An 18,005-nucleotide genomic window follows, 5' to 3' on the forward strand; every position below is an offset into this window, starting at 1 on the left:
AAAAGCAGTAAAAACTCAGAATTCTCATTGGGAAAACTGAGCTTTTACTATCTATTGGAGTACTATCCTAAGTCATTGAAGAGTTCTTCCATTCGAGTGATTGCTTCTGCAGGAAGGGCATTTTCTTGATTGTCATGGTTATGGTTGAGTAGGAAGTTAAGTCGAATTTGCATACGCTCTTTAATCATTTTACGATAGTCAGTATCAAATTCAGGTACTTCATATCCTTCACATTCAACATAGCTGAAACCAGTAAGTGGTCCAAATTGTTTGAAATCACCTTTATTATCAACAACGTGTTCAACAAGGGAAAGAGTCAATTCTTTTGGAATTTTCTTACCTAGGTATGATCCTGTATTGATAATATAGCAATCTACGCCAGATTCAAAAAGATTTTCAAATTTTCTATAATCTTCATCAAGCGGATAAACTCGGAATGGGTTTGCATATGGTTCGATGATTAGGCTGTTTAGACTGTCAGAAGTGTTTTCAGCACTTGAACGCATAGTCATCAATGTACATCCCATTGTAGCTGCCATAGCTGGTGTATCAATTTTCACCAATGGTGGCAGAGAATCATCTTTCATAATCCAGAAAATAGAATGAATAGGATCTTCAATTTTATCAACACGGTTTGGTGTAGCATAACGTGATTTAACAGTACGGCCATTACCATTTCGGACGTCTTCAGTAACAAGACGGAGCTTATCTTCGGTATCTAGTGCTACACCGCAGTTTTGAACTGTGACAAAGTAATCTTGCTCAGGATGTCCTGCAGGATAATCACTGGTTTTATCAAAGTAGGCTGGTTCAAGTGCGATTGAAGAGCCATCGGTTGCTGAGATGATAAAGGCATCATCATGAAGAACATTGATTTCATATTTACCATCATGTTTAGCATGAGTCAGAGTGGATTTTCCTGATCCAGACAAGCCAAAGAAGCTGGCAACGTGTGGTTCTTGACCATCTTTACGGAAAATTTTCAAACCACCGTGACATGAAACATAGCCATTACGTGCTGCAGTTCCCCAAGCAAGAGTTAAGGTTGATTTTTTCAGCTCTCCAAAATAATACATTCCTAAGATAACAGCACAATTATGATTGGTATCAAAATAAGCTAGTCCATCTGGATAATCTGGGTGAGTCCATGTTGGATCTGAGAAAATATAGATATCTGTTGCTTCATAACGTTTTGATTGACTCAAACGACCCTTAAATGTCTCATCCAAAATTTGGAAATTCATCAACCAAGAATAGAGATTATTGACATCGTCTTCTGGTAACATTAAGTGCGCCCTAAGCATAAAGTCTTCATCAAGACCAACAACGGCATCTGCCTTTAGAAATTGGCGGTGACGAGACTTAAAAATAGCATCGCGCACAATAGGCAACAGTTTTGCATCCTCGGCCTTGTCTTTACCATAGATACGACGAGCTTTGGCTGTACGTCCAACGATTGCACCAGAATTCGAAAGTAAAACACGGGCATCTTCTGGCAATCCTAAGTCATTAGCATGAGCAACTGCCATATCAAGAACAATTGTATTTGGAGCATTGTAAGCCAAATGATAGGCTTCTTCCATATTTTTGACTAACTGGACATGATTCTCATAAAAGGCTGATTCAACTGTTGTTTTTAAAGGCGAAAAATAACTTGTATCTTTGCGCAATGCTTCTACTGAAAAATGTTGGCGTGTTACCATAAAGTTCCCCCTTATTGATTTACTCAATTAATATATAGAACAGAAAGTACTTTTTACTAAAAATCTGGAATTAAATACCCAAAAAAATCAAGAATGAAGCAGATGAAAAGATACAAGCTAAACTAAATTAAGGCATTTCCATATCATCATTTAGCATTTTGATTTTAAACGAGTATAGGTATTTTTACTAGGGCTACCCAAACCCAAGACCTCCTATTAAGCATTCCAGTTTTCTCATTCTTCTTACCACCTGATATTGTATAATTTGATCTCCACCATTTGGCATTTTCTTTAGATCCTTAAAAAAGGAAATCTACTAAGTACTTTTCGTTTTATCTTTACCATGAAACTATTATATCATAAAAACGCTTACATTTTCCTAAAATAAATGTTTTTAAATGAAAAAATTTCAGGAAATATTTGAGACATAACTTAGTATTCAGTAAATTCCATATATTTTACATTCCTAAAAGTATACCCCATTCTATGGTAGGTACTCATGCCGGTTTTATGACTACTCTTTAAAAGTCAAAATGATAAATTGTTGATGCTCCAGATTTACCTTTGTCAGCTCGTCTTTTCTGATTTTTTGAGAATAAGTGCAGATTCTTGATAGTATTTCCTTATAAAAAAAGGAGCTGGGCAAAAAGCCCAAGCCTCTGTAATAAAGTTCGGAATATGACTAAGACGCAGTAGCCTAGTGGATAATACTTCGCTTTTTCAAAGCTCGAATTATCCTACTAGTCCTTGCGGGGGTGGGACTACGAACTCTTTTTAGGTTTGTCGAGTTCTGTCCCACTCCCATATTAATAGTTTTTTATGCGTTAAAGCTGTCAGTCAATTGTGGGACAACTTGTTTCTTACGTGAAACAGCTCCTTCAAGGAAGGCGTGGTTGTTTTCAAGTTTGAAGTTGAAGGCTGATTCAACTTTATCCATATTGTTACCAAGCGCCAAGATTTCTGAGTTAGAGTTAAGGATGTCAGTAATCATAAGCACGAAGTCTGAGTAGCCATTTGCTGCATTTGAAGCTGTCATTGCTGCTTCGATATCTGCTTGACGAGCCAATACTTCGTTGATATCAACTGTGTTAACTTGAGCAACGCGAACCTTGTTTCCGTTCAATTCAAATGTTTTAGCATCGATGTCGATCAACTCTTCAGCTGATTTGCTTGCAAGATTTGTTCCTGCTTTAAGTATTTCAAGACCGTATTCTTCCAAGCTAACACCAGCGATTTCAGCCAGTTCTTTGGCAACTTGTGGATCAGATGCTGCAGTTGTTGGTGATTTAAGCAAAAGTGTATCTGAAATCAAACCTGACAAGAGCAGTCCTGCAACTTCTTTTGGAAGTTCAACACCAGCTTCTTTTGATGCACGGTAAACGATTGAAGATGCTGAGCCAACCGGTTCCAAACGCATGTAAAGTGGATTAGCTGTTTCAAAGTTAGCCACACGGTGGTGGTCAATAACAGCTACTACTTCAACATCGCGGATATCTGAGATAGATTGTTGGAATTCATTGTGGTCAGTCAAGATAACTTGGCTAACACCTTCTGCTTTAGCTGATTCAACAACACGTGGTGCTTCAACTCCAAAATAGTCCAAAACAAAAGCTGTTTCTTCGTTTGGTGTTCCAAGAGCTACAGCTTCAGCATCGCGACCCCAAGCAGTACGCTCAAGATAAGCCCAACCGTATGATGATGCGATAGCATCTGTATCAGGATTTTGGTGACCAAAAACTAAAAATTTAGACATGTTCATTACCTCTTAAGTTATTTTCACTCTATTTTAGCAAATTTTAAGGAAGATAGCAAAGCTCCTGAACAAGATAGCTTTGTTTTTAAGCATTCCCTGCTATATCATGCTTTTTAAACTCCATTATTCAAAATTAAGGTCATGCCATTTAGTCTCTCTAAATCATTATGAAAGTGCCTAAAAAATGATTAAGTAGGTTTTGTAATTGTTTTGATCTAAAAATCTAATGCCTTACTGCTTATTCTCTTGTCTTCTAATATCATAATAGGCCTCTGTACGCTCTTGTTCATCTAAACCTTGATTTTCAAGCTCAGCTAATTTCCTATGAATTTTAATTTTTTCAACTAGGTAGGCATGTGTTTCTTGCAAATTAGCAATCTGTTCTTCTAAATCACATTTTGTTTTTTCTAGTAATTGAGTAGACAAAACATGATTATGAAATTCTGCTAGGATAGATTTAATATCCTGAAGAGACATGCCAACACGACGATAGTGGGCAATAGCTTTCAAACGATCAATACTTTGTTCATCAAAAATTCGTACCCCATGTTCATTTCTCGGAATAGAAACCATTCCTTCTTTTTCATAAAAGCGTATGGCATGTGCCGATAAATCCAAATCATTTGAAACTTGTTTTATGGTTGTCATAAATCACCCTCCTCCTCCCTATCCTAACACCTTAGACTGGGTCTAAGTCAAGTCTTTTAACAAAAATCAACTATATTTTCTGACAATCATCTTAGCTAAAGGAAGTGAAAGAAAAAAACTAGCATAGCTAGTTTTAAAGATAATTATCCATGGATACGTTCTAAATATTTGGTATAGGATTCTGTTTTCATGAGAGATTTTGCATTTTGAACACGCGCCTTTGTTGGTGGTTTAACTCCTTCCAATGGATATGGAATACCAAGTTCACGCCACTTAAACTCACCTAGTGTATGGTAAGGCAAGATTTCAAATTTATCAACGTTCTTCAATTCAGAAACAAATTTACCAAGTTCAATCAAGTGGTCGTCAATATCAGTCAATCCAGGTACTAGGACATGACGAATCCAAACTGGAACCTGCTTATCAGATAGATACTTAGCAAAAAGCAAAATATTTGTATTTGGCTGACGAGTCACAATCTTGTGTTGCTCAGGATTGATTTCCTTAAGATCAAGTAAGACTAAGTCAGTCACAGCCAGAAGTTTATCAACGATTTCATGGTACTCTGGGGTTGGACGATAAGCAAAACCACAAGTATCAAGTGTCGTATGGATACCTAATTTTTTAGCTTCTGTAAAAAGCGCAGTTACAAAATCAATCTGCAACATTGCCTCTCCACCTGAAACAGTAATACCACCATTTTTTCCCCAGAAATGTTTATAGCGCAAAGCTTCATTTAGAACATCTTCAACTGTTCGTTCTGTCGACTTATTACTCTCCATTTCCCAAGTGTCAGGATTATGGCAATACTGACAGCGTAACTTACAGCCTTGCATAAAAATGACAAAACGAATACCTGGCCCATCGACTGAACCGAAGCTTTCTGTTGAATGCACCATACCTGTTACTTTTTTATAATCAATTTCTGTCATTTCTTCCATCCCTTTGTAACCGTTTTTCTTGTTTTCATTATACCATTTTTAAAAAGAAAAAGACTAGGTTTTGACTAGTCTTCTTCAATACTCTGTTCTATATCAGAAAAAATAACTTTTAGTTTAGTGACTCGGCCATCCTTGACCTTATCATTGATTAACTCAATATGCTTATCTTTGGTGTCAATAGCAAAGCTTTCCTTGACATCTTGGCTAGGTATACTGCCGACTCCTGTTAAGTAGAAGCCAGCAATAGTGTCAACGTCATCACTCTCGAGTTCAGTTTCAAAATAATCATTGAATTCGTTTAGGGTCATGGTTCCTAAAACAATGTAAGTCTGCTCTGCTATTTCACGAACAAATTGTTCTGCCTTATCAGTCTCATCGTCAATTTCACCGACAATTTCTTCCAAAAGGTCTTCAAGAGTTACAAGCCCTGCTACACCACCATACTCGTCCAAGAGGATAGCCATTTGATTTTGGGTATTACGCAATTGACGTAGGAGGTCATCCACAAAAATAGTCTCTGGAACAAACAAGGGTTCTTGTAAAATTTTACGAAGGACAATATTATCAAATCCATCACGAAAACCTGCATCTAAAAGACGCTTAGTGTGAAGAATACCAACAATTTTATCTCTGTCATCATCATAAACAGGAATACGAGAAAAATTTTGCTTAAGAATTTCTTCTATACTCTCAAGAATGTCATCGTTGATATCAATCATGAAAGCATCTGTACGAGGTACCATGACCTCACGCGCCAACATTTCATCAAGGGAGAAAATTCCTTGAAGCATCTCAATTTCTTCAGCGTCCAAAGTTTCTTCACTATTAGTCAGCATGTACTCAATCTCATCACGCGTCATCTTTTCATCGGCATCGTCAAATTTCATAGGGGTGATACGCGACAAAAGATTTGTTGAGGCAGACAGCAACCAAACAAAGGGACTAACAATCTTACCAATAACAATGATAATGGGGGCAGAAACAACTGCTAGGTTTTCCTTTAAATTCATTGCAATACGTTTAGGGTAAAGCTCACCTAAAACGATGGAAATATAAGTCAAAAAAATAAGAGAAATAACGCTACCTGCAGTCTGAGCCCAAGCAAAGCCGCCAAACCAAGAAGCGATAACTGCACCAAGTGAAGCTGACAAACTTGCCCCCTGCAAGAGACTAATAAAGGTGATACCAACTTGGATAGTAGATAAGAAATTATTGGGATTTTCTAAAACAGATAATAGTCTGATAAATTTTTTCTCACCTTCTTCAGCCTTTTGCTCCACACGCGAACGATTGAGAGACACCAAAGCCATCTCAGATGCTGAGAAAAAAGCATTAAGTAAGGTTAAAATAAATAATAAAGCAAATTGTAACAGTAGATTCTGACTACCGGGGTCTTCCATTTTTTAATAACTCCTAAAAAAAGATAATAGCTTTATTATAGCATACTTTTTATAATTTGCAGTAAGAAATATTTCTAGAGAAAACTGCTACTTTTAATCCAAAATCTTAGTTACTAGTGGCTATCAAGTGATTTTATTTTCTAAACATTCTGAATAAATGTTATAATGGTTTCATTATCAATATAGAACGGAGAAACAATGACAGTTATTTCAATGACAAATGTTGGTTTACGCAAACACGGTAAAGATTTGCTAAAAGATATTAATTGGAAAGTTGAAAAGGGGCAAACTTGGGCTATCCTAGGCCTAAATGGTTCTGGAAAGACGACCTTACTCAAACTCATTATGGCTGAATTTTTCCCAACAAGCGGAAAAATCAGTGTTTTGGGACAAGAATTTGGAGCAACAGATATTACTGAAATTCGTCAAAAAATTGGTATTGTTTCTGGTTTTATCACTGACCGCTTATCTCTACAAATGGGAGCGGAACATGCAGTTCTCACTGGAAAATACAAATCTAGTATCCTCTACAAGGAATACGGAGAAAAGGAATTGGAAGAAGCTCGTCAAATGTTGATTTCCTTAGATGGTCAACACTTGCTGGGACGCCGTCTCTATGACCTCTCTCAAGGGGAAAAACAATTGGTCCTAATTGCCCGTAGCCTCATGGAGAATCCAGAAATCCTTATTTTGGATGAGGCAACAGTTGGACTCGATCTTTTTGCCCGAGAAAAACTACTTAGACAAATTGACAGAATATCAGATCTTGAAAATGCACCTACTGTTCTTTACGTCACTCACCATGCCGAAGAAATCACAGCGAGCATGAAATACATCATCCTCCTCAAAAAAGGAGAGATTGTTGCACAAGGTGAGAAACAAGATATTATTTCTGAAAAAACACTGGCAGATTTTTTTGATAATAAAGTTAGTATAATTCCAATTGATGACGATCGCTTCTTTATAAAGCCTGAAATAGAATAAGAAGAATTACAATATAAAAACCACTGTCGGTATTCATTTGAAGTGAGTACAACTTAGGCAGTGGTTTCTTTTGTATTCTTAGTTTTCTTTCAACTTTTCAACCATTACTAAAAATGGTGGTGTATTAATTTGATTTAGGGGCTGGTAAAGCATGGTGGCAAAGTTTTCCTGTGGCAGGTCCTTGATAAAATCTAAGACCGCATCTTTTTCCATATCGCCGCCCGCATGACCGTAGTAAATCATGATAGAAAGACGACCACCGCTTTCCAAACGCTCAAGAATCTTCTCAATGGCTTGCAGTGTTGTATCTGGCTTGGTGATAACCGTTTTATCAGCTGATGGTAAATAACCTAGGTTGAAAATAGCTGCGCGTATTGATTCTTCAACATACTTATCAAGGTTTTGGTGCCCATCTAAAATAAGTTGAGCATTGTCCAGACCAAGCTGAGCTAAACGCTCAGAAGTCTTTTTAATTGCCTGTTCCTGCACATCAAAAGCGTAGACTTTCTGAGCCAACCCAGCTAGAAAGGCTGTATCATTACCATTTCCCATAGTGGCATCAACCGCTATGCTATTGTCATCTAAAACCTCCGCCAAAAAATCATGAGAAAGGTGAATGGGACGTTTGATCATGCTGTCACCTCCACCTTACACCCTTGTGTGCTCCCTCTTCTCTCCATCTCTTTATCGATGGCATTGAGGACTTCCCATTTATTTAGGCTCCACATGGGACCAATCAGCATGTCACGTGGGGCATCTCCTGTGATACGGTGGATGACCATGTGTTTAGGGATGATTTCCAGCTGGTCGCAAATGATTGAGACGTATTCTTCCTGACTAAGCAACTGGAGTCTTCCTTCGTGGTAGTCGCGTTGCATGCGCGTATTGGTCATGAGATGCAAGAGATGAAGCTTGATGCCATCAATATCATTGTCAGTCACGCAACGACGCACATTTTCCAGCATCATCTCATGGGTCTCACCTGGCAAACCATTGATGAGGTGAGAGACAATTTCCACCTTAGGCGCCAGCTCTCTCACACGTTTAACCGTCTCCACATAGAGTTCATAGCTGTGGGCTCTATTGATAAGGGCTGACGTTTCCTCATAAGTGGTCTGAAGACCTAACTCCAAGGTGACATGCATGCGTTCACTAAGCTCCGCTAGGTAAAGGATGGTTTCATCAGGCAGACAGTCTGGTCTTGTCCCAATATTAATCCCCACCACACCAGGTTCATTGATGGCCTGTTCATAGCGCTCACGAAGCACTTCAACCTTATCGTGTGTATTAGTAAAGTTTTGGAAATAGACTAGGTATTTCTTAACCTCAGGCCACTTGCGGTGCATGAAATCAATCTCATGGTAAAATTGGTCACGAATAGGGGCATCAGGAGCCACAATGGCATCCCCAGAACCTGACACCGTACAAAAAGTACAGCCACCATGGGCCACCGTTCCATCACGGTTAGGACAGTCAAAGCCCGCATCAATGGGCACTTTGAAAATCTTCTCTCCAAAGAGTTCTCGATAATAATCATTTAATGTATTGTATCGTTTTTTCATAAAAACTATTATATCACTTTGAGCAAAAGAAAAGTAGTGACTTTTTATCACTACTTCTGTTTAGATTGAAAACGCCATTCAAAGCGTTTTTGGTCATAGAAAGGAAAGGCTACTGTTGCAATGGTATAAGCTAATAACCAACCTCCCACGATATCTGATGGATAATGTACACCAAGATAAATTCGTGAAATAGCCGTCAAAACCGCAATTAACAAAAATAAACCTTGAATAATGCGTTTAACATAGGATTTTGACAATCTCTGCTCAATAACAATAAGAAGTGTTAGAGCTACAATCATGGTTGAAGCGGCATGCCAACTTGGAAAGGAAGGTCCCATTGGCTTAGGAATTAGATAGGCCAAACTTGGACGTTCACGACCATAGAGATACTTAAACACCGTTGAAAAAACACCCATAGCTAGAAGATTGATTACCAAGAAATAGGCTTCTGCTTTCCATCTTTTCCAAATATAGAATATAGCAGCAATGGCAAAAACATAGATAAATATAAAAACTTCATTCCCAAACTCTGTAACTATTTTATAGAAAGTCGTTAAAGTCTTAGGTAAATTTCCACGAATTGCAGACTGAATGCTAGAATCAAAATTAGTTAAAGTCTCAGGGTAAAACTTGACTAAATAACCTAACATAATGAAGATAAGTAAGGCAGAAGATGCCCTAGTTAAATAGGTTTGCTTATTTTTCATAAAGCCATTATAGCATAATTACTTAAATTTTCTTCAAAACAGGTTTCATTGCTTGATAAACAAGATAGAAAACGACTGAGAAAATCACTCCCTGCAAGAAATTAAATGGCAAAACCATACCAAAAATGTAGTTAGAAACACTACCTACCATAGCTGCAACATCAAAACCAGCAAATATTTTATACATAGGCAGAGCATAAAAATAATTCAAAACCATCATTCCAGCTGTTAATGAAATTGTACCAACTAAGCAAGCTTGAATATAAGTTTTTACTGTTGGTGCTTTCTTCCAAATTAGAGCCAAAGCCAAAATGAAAAAGGCATAAGCAATCACATTCATTGGCATACCAATCATAGAAGATGCACCATTATTATTAATGAGAAGCTGCAAAATAGAACGGATGATTAATATCCAAAAAGCACTTCCTAAATCAAGAACAACCAAACCAATTAAAATCGGAATAATTGAAAAGTCTAATTTCAAAAAGTTTACTGTAGGTAAAAGTTGAAATTGAAAATACATCAAAATAAATGAAATAGCTGAAAGTACGGCGACATAGGCCATCTTACGTGTGTTTGTCATAAAAAAATTCCTCCAATTTATACAAATTGAAAGAAGTTCCATGATTTCTTTCGCACACAAAAAAGTGTACGTCAAAAGTCCTGGTCTTCTCCCATCCAGACTTTACTGTCGGTTGTGGAATTTCACCACATCAGCTTTCGCTCGCGGACTTCTTTTCCCACTGAAGTTGACTAAGAATTTGCTTTTTGTCTAGTCGATTGGGCGTAAGCATAACTGAAGTTAGGCGAGCCGAGTCAACAACAAATTAAAGCAAAAATAGGCAACGGAGAAAAGTCACCGCCGGTCGGGAATTACACCCTGCCCTGAAGACATTTATAGAATATCAAAAAAAATTTGAAATAGCAATAGCTTGGGCCTACAGTTTTGTCAATACTTACAAAAATATGTTTGTATTATTCACAAAAATGATTCTTCTAATCCTTTTTAGACATATAGGCACTCGCTTATTCTCCTATTGGAGAATCTTATACTCTCTTAAAATCAAAATGATACATCATCAGTTTCGACATGCCCTACCCTAGTACTACACTCATCTCACTTCCTCGTCTGATTTTGATAATATTTGAGTATTAACCATACTTTTTCAGCTGACGGCATTTCTAAAATAGAAAAAGTAGCCTGAAATAAATCAGACTACTGAATTGTTAAAAGCGAATTTGTTCTCTAGTTTTTTCATAAGAACTTACAAATCGATCAGTCACACCTGGTTCGACAGTTTCTAATGCGTAAGAAATCTCATCAAATGATGCTTGGTAATTGTTTTCAGTCTCAAAAAGATAGAGAGAATGCTCAAAACTATTTTGAACACTTGGTTCAAAACTACGATAGCGATTTGAATATTGCAAGAGTTGCTCTGTTAAAACAGCATTTTGAACGACACGATAAGTCGTATCTTCAAGATTTTGGATAGCTGATTCAGCAACTTCTGACAAACGAGAAACTGCTTCAATATCAATTCGACCACGACTAAGCTCGTCCATCAAAGCTTCAAGTTGAGAACTTGTCGTAAAGAATAGACTTAGGAAATCCTGAGGAATTCCAGGTAAATTACGTTTTTCCATGAAACGTTTAATGGCATGTAATTTATTGATGTGATTATCCAAATTAGAACGCGCATCACTTTCAATCTTTTCGATATCTTTAACTTCCGCAAAAACTTCCATTTGACCACTTTCAACTTGAGCTAATTTTTCAAGGGTATTAGCAAAAAGAACTTGCAAGTCAGTGAAAGGTTTTTCTTGATTGTCGAAATCTTCAAAAATTGGTTGAATAACTTCTTCAATTTCTGTCAAGATTTTATTGAAAGCTTTAACATTGAGGTCTTCGTTTTCACTTAAAATGTATTTATGTGATAATCGTTTAATTTCAGCTTCTAATTGAGCATTATTATTTTTAGCATGAGTTAAATATTGAGGAATAATTCTCTTGTTTTTTACAACTTGTTTATGAGCCTCAATTTCACGTTCAAAAATTGCATACAGAGAATCAATTTTCTCTTGAATATGTTCATTTTCATCACGCGCACGATCCAAATCTAATGTAATCAACTCTGAAGAGTTTTCACGAATTGCACCGCGAATTTCTTGGAAACGAGTTTCAATATTCTTTTCTGGGAAATGATAATTCTCTTCAAGAAGTCGACGATAGCCTGATTCTAAATCATCTAGTTGATCTGGGAAATCATCCTCTAATTTTGCAACAATAGCTGGGATTTGCTCTGAAATTTGTCCTAGTGCAATAGTGTGCTCCTCTGCCTTATTCAAAACTTCAGCTGCTTCTACTGGGTCACCTGTGGAATTGAGGGTAACAAATTGGGAAAATTCTGTTTCAATATTTTTCAACTGTTTCTCAATCTCTGGCATTGTAGAACCAAAGTTGTCTTCTTTCTCAGAAATAGAATCTTTCAATTTTTCATAGAGATCAAGAGCATGTGTGACACGTGCACTATTTTTCTCTTCTTGTTCTTTCAGGATTGAAAGTGCTTCTTGAATAGCTGTAATATCTTCTTCAATGACAGCAAGCTGGCTTTCTACACTATCAATTTCATGCTTAGCACTGATAAATTTAAATGTGTCATTAAGATTTTCAGCTTCAAAAATATGATTTTCAATATCTGAAAATGAATTTAGTGAAAGATCAACCCACTTTTGATTCCATTCACGAAAAGTCGTCTGACTTTGCCCAATAAGATGCAGTGCTTTAACTTCTTCAATTTGATCATTTACAGGTAGTGAAAAGAGCGCTTGTTTTTTTTCTTCTAGGTTTGCAATTAGGCCATCATTACGTTTACGAACGATAACGCCAGCCAAATAGGCTACAATTACTAGTAGGACAATCGCCACAATTAGCAATATAATTCCGCTAGACATCCTTATCTCCTTATTTTATTGTCTGTTTATCGTAAAAATTAGCTATAACATTACGATTATAACATACTTACTTACCGTATGCACTATTTTTTCGTCAATTATTTGGATTAAATATCAAGCGTACTATATACAGCGTTTTCCTCAATAAACTCTCTGCGTGGCTCAACGCGATCACCCATAAGCATATCAAAAATCTTATCAGCTTCGGCAGCATCGTCAACCGATACACGTGCCATCAAGCGATTTTCTGGATCCATTGTTGTTTCCCACAATTGGTGGTCATCCATCTCACCTAGACCCTTGTAACGTTGAACGGTTGGTTTTGATCGACCTTCACTATAACGTTTAAGTGCTGCTTGCAATTCTTCTTCCTGATTAGTACCAGGTTGAATATACTCTTTAATTTCACTACCAACTTTAACACCATAGATTGGCGGTTGTGCAATATAGACATATCCTGCTTCTAAAACTGGGCGCATGAAGCGATAGATTAGAGTCAAAAGAAGTGTACGAATGTGAGCACCGTCGACATCGGCATCTGTCATGATGACAAGTTTCTGATAGCGAGCTTTTGAAACATCGAAATCAGCACCAAATCCAGTTCCCATTGCAGTAAAGAGACTACGGATTTCCTCATTAGCAAGAATTTTATCCATACTTGCTTTCTCAACGTTAAGAATTTTACCTCGAATTGGCAAAATCGCTTGGTATTCGCGGTTACGTCCTGATTTTGCAGAACCACCGGCAGAATCCCCTTCGACGATGAAGAGTTCGTTCATAGAGGCATCATTAGAAGAACAGTCTGCTAATTTACCTGGGAGATTTGAAATTTCAAGACCTGATTTTTTACGAGTTACCTCACGTGCACGTTTAGCGGCAATACGGGCTTTTGAAGCCAAAATTCCTTTTTCCACAATCTTTTTAGCAATTTGTGGGTTTTCCAAAAGAAATCTGCTAAATGCTTCACTAAACAAACGATTAGTAATCTTAACAACTTCTGAGTTACCAAGTTTTGTTTTGGTTTGTCCTTCGAACTGTGGATTAGGGTGTTTAACAGAGATAACTGCTGTTAGTCCTTCACGAACATCATCACCTGTGAGATTATCTTCATTTTCTTTAAGGATTTTATTTTTCTTAGCATAATCATTGATTACACGAGTTAAAGCAGTTCGGAAACCTTGTTCATGCGTTCCACCTTCATGTGTGTGAATGTTGTTGGCAAAACTCATAGCTAATTCGTGATATCCAGTTGTATATTGCATAGCAACTTCAACTGAAATGCCATCCAATTCACCATCAGTGTAGATAGGTGTATCAAAGATAACATCCTTATTTTCATTCAAGAACTCAACATAACTAGCAATACCGCCCTCATAGTGAAACTCTTGAGTTTGCTCAAGACCCTCACGCTTATCAGTGATGGAGATTTTAAGGCCTCGATTTAGGAAGGCAAGTTCCTGAATACGTTTAGCCAATTTACTAAAATCAAATTCTGTAGTTTCAGTAAAGATTTCTGGGTCTGGTGTAAAATGAACAGTTGTTCCATGACGATCTGTTTCACCAATGACTGCCAAATCATCTACAACAACACCACGTTTGTATTCTTGATAATGAATCAAACCATTTTTATGTACTTTTACATCTAACTGAGTAGACAAGGCGTTTACGACTGATGAACCTACACCATGAAGACCACCAGATACTTTATAGCCGCCACCGCCAAATTTACCACCCGCGTGTAGGACAGTAAAGACAGTTTCAACCGCTGGTCGACCAGTCTTTTCTTGAATATCAACAGGAATACCACGACCATCATCTACTACTGTGATAGAGTTGTCTGGTTCAATGAATACATCAATCTTAGATGCAAAACCGGCCAAAGCCTCGTCAATTGAGTTATCTACAATTTCCCAAACTAAGTGATGCAAACCTTCTTTAGAAGTTGATCCGATATACATCCCCGGACGCATACGAACAGCTTCTAAACCTTCTAAAACCTGAATTTGACTTGCATCATATTCTTGTGCCAAAGCAGCTAAATCTTTTTTTTCTTCTGTCATTTACTTTACTATCTCCATCAAGGATACTGAACCGTCAACCAGCAATGTTTCAAATCCTGCTGCTTGACCAGCTTGTCTATCAATCTCACGATCACCAATTACTAAACCACTATCAATTTGGTATTTATTTTTCAAATACAACATACTCTCTGGACTGGGTTTTCGTGCAAAGCCACTTTCTGAAGTCACAACTTCGGTGAAATATGGCAGGATACCTGTTACTTCCAAGAGAGAAAGAACTTGGGCATTTCGATGTGAAACGAGGAAATTTCGACCACCTGACTGGACTATTTTTTCCAAAATTTCTTTACTCCCCTTAAACAAGAGAGGATTTTCCAAATGCTTTGCTTCATTCTTTTTGTAGGTTTCCAAAAACGATGGGGTTTTGGGAATAAAATAGGCAATTGCAGCAGCCGTCGACTCTTTAAGTTTAGCATATACAGCATCATGCTCTGCTATTACACCAAATGTCGCTAAGGTTTCTACAAAAGCCTGAGTGGAAATCTCATAATTATCAAGTAAAGTTCCACCCAAATCCCAAATATAATCGTGATAATTCATACCTTTTATTATATCACATTTTCAAGTGATATTATAGTAAGATATCACATTTAGGTGCATAATGTTTCCTATTCAGATTTTTCATAATAGCCATTTACCAAAATCCATAAATATAAAAAGTCTTCTAATCGAACTTCTGTTAAAACTGGATTATTAAAGACCAATTTTTCAGTCAGATTCAAAATAGAAGACTTTTTAATTAATAATGGCGTTCGCCAAACAGACCATCTGGCATATCATGAAATGATTTTCCATCATGATAGTTTGCGAACTTTTCTTGAAGATAACGATAAGCATCTAGCTTACTCTCATAACGAATAAAGGCATCTGCTGCGCGCTCATCCTTATCCTCTTCAATTACTTTACGAGAAACATCCATAGCCATTTCGTTGATTGCGATTTGGTTGTTTACCCATGCTTCAAAATCTTTCAGAAATTCTTTTTCGTACGACATGATACCTTCATACCCTCATTTCTTTTTCTTGCTTTATTATAACATATCTTAATAGCTTTTTAAAATGGCATCGTTTTATGAAAATCAATTTTGTTCAGAAAAAGAAATAAGAGGAAAATATATAAAACGCTTTCAAATTCGACTTTAAAAGAGTATAATAAAAGTGTAGAAAATAAATGATATTCTTATTAGTCTTGGACTTGGCGTTTAACAAAGTGCTTTTCATTTAGTTTATTGATCGTAATGTGATTGATCTATTAGATCAGAAAAGTTTAATAAAACTGAATATATCACTCACATTTTAAATGTCAGCCTCCACTACTTTGCTCATCATTTAAGGAGGGTTTAACATGTCACAAAAATATGAACGAATTATGGTTGCCATTGATGGTTCTTATGAATCTGAATTAGCTTTTGAAAAAGGAGTTAACGTTGCTCTCCGTAATGATGCTGAACTACTTCTAACACATGTCATTGACACACGTGCTCTTCAAAGTGTTGCCACATTTGATACTTACATCTACGAGAAGCTTGAAAAAGAAGCTAAAGACGTCCTGACAGACTATGAAAATCAGGCACGCAAACAAGGTCTTGAAAAAGTGAGACAAATTATTGAATTCGGTAATCCGAAAAGTCTGCTCGCAAGAGATATACCTGATAAGGAAGAAGTTGATTTAATCATGGTTGGGGCTACAGGTCTAAATACTTTTGAACGACTTCTTATTGGTTCTTCTTCAGAATATATCATGCGCCATGCGAAGGTTGATTTGTTGGTTGTTCGGGATAAGTCTAAAACACTTTAATGATTTAAAACATAAACAAAAAGAGGGTAGGGAATCATTCTCCAACCCTCTTTATATATATGTTTAACAAGAATAACTTATCCTTTTTTCTCATCGCGTTTAAGTGCTTTTTGAATTTGTCTGTCTAGTTCTCGCTTGATAGCTGGTTCTGGAGCAAATCGTTCTTCCCAGTCCTCTGGTTTCAATATTTTATGTGTAACTGGGTCAAAATGCGCAAGGCCGTCAGGGAAAAGTTTCCCCATATTGGACTCATGAACCGTATCAAAGAGAGGTTTTGGATCAACACCCATTAAAACAAAAGAACCATAGGTTAAATATAGCAAATCTGTGAGAGCATCTACTTGTCCAACCAAAGGTGTCTCAGGATGTTCTTTTGACTGGACTTTTTCCGCCGCCTTGTCTATCGCTGCATGGAGGTTTAAGAGAGCTTGAGTAAATTGTCGACGATCTCCTTGACTGGCTGCATATAAGAATTCAACAAGTTCTTCGATCTTGAAATCTGCTCGATGTCCAGCTTCTTCAATTCCATAACTTCGCGGAAGTTTTACCGTCTCACCATCCATCAACTGATGGAAATCTTTAACCTTGTTGAAATTGTCATCTCTACTTGTAAAGCTAGCATCGTTCTCCAAACTTATCAATCCGTAATGTGCTAGTGCTTTAGAAATACCATCGTTATTATTTGTTGAAGTGGTATAGTGAGCTCTTGTTTTAATACCATCAGCAGCATTACCCATTGCTACACCAATTCCAACACCAGACAGCATTTCTAGGTCATTTTCAGAATCTCCAAAAGCCATGACCTCTGACAATTCAAATCCAAAATACTCCCCTACACGCTCAATACCTTTGATCTTTGATTGTCCTCTTGAAATTAAATCTGCAGAGTAGGGGCTGCTGCGCGTGACTTTGATTTGAGGGAATTTTTCTTGAATTTTAGCCGTTTGATCTTCTGTAACTACCAAAACAATTTGGTAAATTGGCTGACGAACCATCGTCCATAAGTTATCAAAATTTTGAGGTTTGAAGCGTCGAATAAGATGTTTAAAACTTCGCTCAACCATCTTAGCCATTTTCTTAGGAACAAGGGCACTCAATACCTGACCAAAAGAACTTGTGCCGATACCAATGATACGAGAGCCGACTAGCCCTGCAGAAGTTCCGAGCGAGATTTCTCTTCTCTTATCTGTCGCATCTCGCATAATTTTATAAATTAATGACTTTGGAAGCTGATTTTCATATAAAACCTGATCTCGTGTGAAGATATATTGACCATTATAGGTAACCGCAAAGTCCAAACCTAGATTTTCCAGATAAGGCTGGACAAATGCTGGACCGCGTCCCGTCGCTAAGCCAACAAACACTCCCTGCTTTTTCAAACTTTGGATAGCTTTCTGGGTAGATTTTTGTACATTCTTACGGTCATTCAAAAGTGTTCCGTCAATATCAAAAAATACTGCTTTGATTGCCAAAATAT

Annotated in this window: 16 protein-coding genes and 1 riboswitch; of the genes, 2 read left to right on the forward strand and 14 right to left on the reverse strand. The window is 37.1% G+C overall.

The genetic code is table 11. The annotated features are described in order from the left end of the window. Window positions 1-62 precede the first annotated feature (62 nt). From F601_RS0109320 to F601_RS0109340, 5 genes are all read right to left on the reverse strand, one after another. The gene (locus F601_RS0109320) at window positions 63-1,703 is read right to left on the reverse strand and encodes a phosphoenolpyruvate carboxykinase (ATP) (RefSeq protein ID WP_018165415.1); all 1,641 of its coding nucleotides are present in this window, start codon (window positions 1,701-1,703) and stop codon (window positions 63-65) included. A gap of 817 nt (window positions 1,704-2,520) precedes the next feature. Beyond that, window positions 2,521-3,456 carry a manganese-dependent inorganic pyrophosphatase gene (locus F601_RS0109325; protein WP_018165416.1) on the reverse strand — a complete coding sequence of 312 codons (936 nt, stop codon included), beginning with the start codon at window positions 3,454-3,456 and terminating at the stop codon, window positions 2,521-2,523. Between the two features lie 231 nt (window positions 3,457-3,687). Next, on the reverse strand, window positions 3,688-4,104 hold the full coding sequence (locus F601_RS0109330; protein WP_018165417.1) for a MerR family transcriptional regulator: 417 nt from the start codon (window positions 4,102-4,104) through the stop codon (window positions 3,688-3,690). A 143-nt stretch (window positions 4,105-4,247) separates the two neighbouring features. Next, window positions 4,248-5,036 (reverse strand): pyruvate formate-lyase-activating protein, encoded by a 789-nt coding sequence (gene pflA / locus F601_RS0109335; protein ID WP_026183174.1) that lies wholly within the window; start codon window positions 5,034-5,036, stop codon window positions 4,248-4,250. Between the two features lie 74 nt (window positions 5,037-5,110). Next, on the reverse strand, window positions 5,111-6,445 hold the full coding sequence (locus F601_RS0109340; RefSeq protein ID WP_018165419.1) for a hemolysin family protein: 1,335 nt from the start codon (window positions 6,443-6,445) through the stop codon (window positions 5,111-5,113). A 198-nt stretch (window positions 6,446-6,643) separates the two neighbouring features. Between F601_RS0109340 and F601_RS0109345 the strand changes: the two genes are divergently transcribed. Next, window positions 6,644-7,429, forward strand: a complete 786-nt coding sequence (locus F601_RS0109345; protein ID WP_018165420.1) for an ABC transporter ATP-binding protein — start codon at window positions 6,644-6,646, stop codon at window positions 7,427-7,429. Window positions 7,430-7,507: 78 nt separating this feature from the next. Here the strand turns inward: F601_RS0109345 and mnmM are convergent, their stop codons facing one another. From mnmM to F601_RS0109385, 8 genes are all read right to left on the reverse strand, one after another. Beyond that, window positions 7,508-8,062 carry a tRNA 5-(aminomethyl)-2-thiouridylate-methyltransferase MnmM gene (gene mnmM / locus F601_RS0109350; RefSeq protein ID WP_018165421.1) on the reverse strand — a complete coding sequence of 185 codons (555 nt, stop codon included), beginning with the start codon at window positions 8,060-8,062 and terminating at the stop codon, window positions 7,508-7,510. Next, a complete protein-coding gene (gene mnmL, locus F601_RS0109355) occupies window positions 8,059-8,991 on the reverse strand; it encodes a tRNA modification radical SAM protein MnmL/YtqA (RefSeq protein WP_018165422.1) in 933 nt (310 codons plus the stop codon). Before mnmL ends, mnmM begins: the two co-directional genes overlap by 4 nt. A gap of 50 nt (window positions 8,992-9,041) precedes the next feature. Further along, window positions 9,042-9,698 carry a phosphatase PAP2 family protein gene (locus F601_RS0109360; protein WP_018165423.1) on the reverse strand — a complete coding sequence of 219 codons (657 nt, stop codon included), beginning with the start codon at window positions 9,696-9,698 and terminating at the stop codon, window positions 9,042-9,044. Window positions 9,699-9,720: 22 nt separating this feature from the next. Continuing rightward, on the reverse strand, window positions 9,721-10,281 hold the full coding sequence (locus tag F601_RS0109365) for an ECF transporter S component (protein WP_018165424.1): 561 nt from the start codon (window positions 10,279-10,281) through the stop codon (window positions 9,721-9,723). A gap of 79 nt (window positions 10,282-10,360) precedes the next feature. Continuing rightward, window positions 10,361-10,595: riboswitch (FMN riboswitch) on the reverse strand. Between the two features lie 330 nt (window positions 10,596-10,925). Beyond that, on the reverse strand, window positions 10,926-12,650 hold the full coding sequence (gene ezrA / locus F601_RS0109370) for a septation ring formation regulator EzrA (protein WP_018165425.1): 1,725 nt from the start codon (window positions 12,648-12,650) through the stop codon (window positions 10,926-10,928). Between the two features lie 107 nt (window positions 12,651-12,757). Further along, window positions 12,758-14,710, reverse strand: a complete 1,953-nt coding sequence (gene gyrB, locus F601_RS0109375; RefSeq protein WP_018165426.1) for a DNA topoisomerase (ATP-hydrolyzing) subunit B — start codon at window positions 14,708-14,710, stop codon at window positions 12,758-12,760. Next, window positions 14,711-15,271, reverse strand: a complete 561-nt coding sequence (locus F601_RS0109380) for an HAD-IA family hydrolase (RefSeq protein ID WP_018165427.1) — start codon at window positions 15,269-15,271, stop codon at window positions 14,711-14,713. Window positions 15,272-15,470: 199 nt separating this feature from the next. Beyond that, entirely contained in the window at window positions 15,471-15,725 is a 255-nt protein-coding gene (locus F601_RS0109385; protein ID WP_018165428.1) for a DUF1912 family protein, read from the reverse strand. 350 nt (window positions 15,726-16,075) lie between these two features. On the opposite strand from F601_RS0109385, the gene F601_RS0109390 reads away from it, so the two are divergent. Next, window positions 16,076-16,528 (forward strand): universal stress protein, encoded by a 453-nt coding sequence (locus tag F601_RS0109390; RefSeq protein WP_018165429.1) that lies wholly within the window; start codon window positions 16,076-16,078, stop codon window positions 16,526-16,528. Window positions 16,529-16,605: 77 nt separating this feature from the next. On the opposite strand, the gene F601_RS0109395 is transcribed toward F601_RS0109390, so the two are convergent. After that, complete coding sequence (locus F601_RS0109395) at window positions 16,606-18,000, reverse strand: HAD-IIB family hydrolase (RefSeq protein WP_026183175.1); 1,395 nt, start codon at window positions 17,998-18,000, stop codon at window positions 16,606-16,608. Window positions 18,001-18,005 lie beyond the last annotated feature (5 nt).

This window comes from Streptococcus henryi DSM 19005, from assembly GCF_000376985.1.
Classification (GTDB): Bacteria; Bacillota; Bacilli; order Lactobacillales; family Streptococcaceae; genus Streptococcus; species Streptococcus henryi.

Excerpts from the sequence above, each read along its gene's own strand:
- F601_RS0109340 (WP_018165419.1), bottom strand. The coding sequence starts at position 6,445 with ATGGAAGACCCCGGTAGTCAGAATCTACTGTTACAATTTGCTTTATTA.
- F601_RS0109390 (WP_018165429.1), top strand. The coding sequence starts at position 16,076 with ATGTCACAAAAATATGAACGAATTATGGTTGCCATTGATGGTTCTTAT.
- ezrA (WP_018165425.1), bottom strand. The coding sequence starts at position 12,650 with ATGTCTAGCGGAATTATATTGCTAATTGTGGCGATTGTCCTACTAGTA.
- F601_RS0109385 (WP_018165428.1), bottom strand. The coding sequence starts at position 15,725 with ATGTCGTACGAAAAAGAATTTCTGAAAGATTTTGAAGCATGGGTAAAC.
- gyrB (WP_018165426.1), bottom strand. The coding sequence starts at position 14,710 with ATGACAGAAGAAAAAAAAGATTTAGCTGCTTTGGCACAAGAATATGAT.
- F601_RS0109325 (WP_018165416.1), bottom strand. The coding sequence starts at position 3,456 with ATGTCTAAATTTTTAGTTTTTGGTCACCAAAATCCTGATACAGATGCT.
- F601_RS0109330 (WP_018165417.1), bottom strand. The coding sequence starts at position 4,104 with ATGACAACCATAAAACAAGTTTCAAATGATTTGGATTTATCGGCACAT.
- pflA (WP_026183174.1), bottom strand. The coding sequence starts at position 5,036 with ATGACAGAAATTGATTATAAAAAAGTAACAGGTATGGTGCATTCAACA.
- F601_RS0109380 (WP_018165427.1), bottom strand. The coding sequence starts at position 15,271 with ATGAATTATCACGATTATATTTGGGATTTGGGTGGAACTTTACTTGAT.
- F601_RS0109345 (WP_018165420.1), top strand. The coding sequence starts at position 6,644 with ATGACAGTTATTTCAATGACAAATGTTGGTTTACGCAAACACGGTAAA.
- F601_RS0109365 (WP_018165424.1), bottom strand. The coding sequence starts at position 10,281 with ATGACAAACACACGTAAGATGGCCTATGTCGCCGTACTTTCAGCTATT.
- F601_RS0109320 (WP_018165415.1), bottom strand. The coding sequence starts at position 1,703 with ATGGTAACACGCCAACATTTTTCAGTAGAAGCATTGCGCAAAGATACA.
- mnmM (WP_018165421.1), bottom strand. The coding sequence starts at position 8,062 with ATGATCAAACGTCCCATTCACCTTTCTCATGATTTTTTGGCGGAGGTT.
- F601_RS0109360 (WP_018165423.1), bottom strand. The coding sequence starts at position 9,698 with ATGAAAAATAAGCAAACCTATTTAACTAGGGCATCTTCTGCCTTACTT.
- mnmL (WP_018165422.1), bottom strand. The coding sequence starts at position 8,991 with ATGAAAAAACGATACAATACATTAAATGATTATTATCGAGAACTCTTT.